Source organism: Leeuwenhoekiella sp. CH_XMU1409-2, assembly GCF_037029365.1.
In the GTDB taxonomy this organism is placed as follows: domain Bacteria; phylum Bacteroidota; class Bacteroidia; order Flavobacteriales; family Flavobacteriaceae; genus Leeuwenhoekiella; species Leeuwenhoekiella blandensis.
This window is the reverse complement of record NZ_JAYMEI010000049.1, coordinates 1-925: the sequence shown is the minus strand read 5'-3', so window position 1 is coordinate 925 and position 925 is coordinate 1. Positions and strand designations below refer to the sequence as shown.

General features: G+C 38.2%; 1 protein-coding gene. It reads left to right on the top strand.

Going from position 1 to position 925, the window contains the following annotated elements:
- Positions 1-328: 328 nt before the first annotated feature.
- Positions 329-907 carry an RNA polymerase sigma-70 factor gene (locus tag WA338_RS18810; protein ID WP_272984756.1) on the top strand — a complete coding sequence of 193 codons (579 nt, stop codon included), beginning with the start codon at positions 329-331 and terminating at the stop codon, positions 905-907.
- Positions 908-925: the final 18 nt, after the last annotated feature.

Here is a 925-nt window from a genome sequence, read left to right as displayed (position 1 = left end):
AAACCGGGAGAGTTTATCAGCTTTGCAGACGGTAAAGACAAGAAGGTGAAATTTCACTTACCTGAAATCAGTCGCGAGCTACCTGCACAATCACAGCAGTATGCTTCTGAAGACCTTAAAGCAAATTTCGAGCGTATTTATAAAGAGGTATTGGCGATTTTTAACTAGTCAAGATTGAACCACTATTGACATTCGAAACTGTCGAGCTCAAAGATGTTCGCTTTAAGAATGATAATTTTGACTTGTAATCAATTCTTAACCCAATAGTAAACTTAAGGAGCTAAGGGTAATCTAAGGTTTTGTTTCCTTTGTTGTAAGTACTACTTAAATGCAACATAAGGTTTCTAAAAATACAGAACTCGAACTGCAACAATTGCTCAGGACGCAGCCTAAGCAAGGTTTTGACCGTGTTTTTGAAACGTACTGGCAACGGCTTTTTAGCTATGCCTATCAAATTTATGCTGAGGAAAGGATTTGTGAAGATATCATTCAGGAAGTGTTTGTAAGCCTTTGGGAAAAGTTAGAATATACCAGTATCATCAATTTGGAAGGCTATCTTTTTAGAGCGGTAAAATATAAAGTATTCAATCATTTGCGCGATTTAAAATTCACTCAGGAACATCAGGAGGTTCTTGAACAGATCGCAATGCCTGCACGTGCAGAGGCAAATCTGGATTATGATGATTTTGAAACCTTAGTGCACCGGGAAATTGACAAGCTTCCGCCAAAATGTAAAACCGTATTTATGCTGAGTAGGTTTGAAGAAGTTTCGAATGCAGAAATTGCTCAAAGACTCAACATTTCCATCCGTACCGTTGAGAAACACATTAGCGATGCGCTAAAGCACTTAAAAACAAACCTTCCAGTTCAGGAGCTTTCGCTTATCGTTACTTTAATGTTTCAGTAATGTAAAGCGGTAGTACGC

Coding starts and splice junctions, on each gene's coding strand:
- WA338_RS18810 (WP_272984756.1), top strand. CDS start 329: ATGCAACATAAGGTTTCTAAAAATACAGAACTCGAACTGCAACAATTG.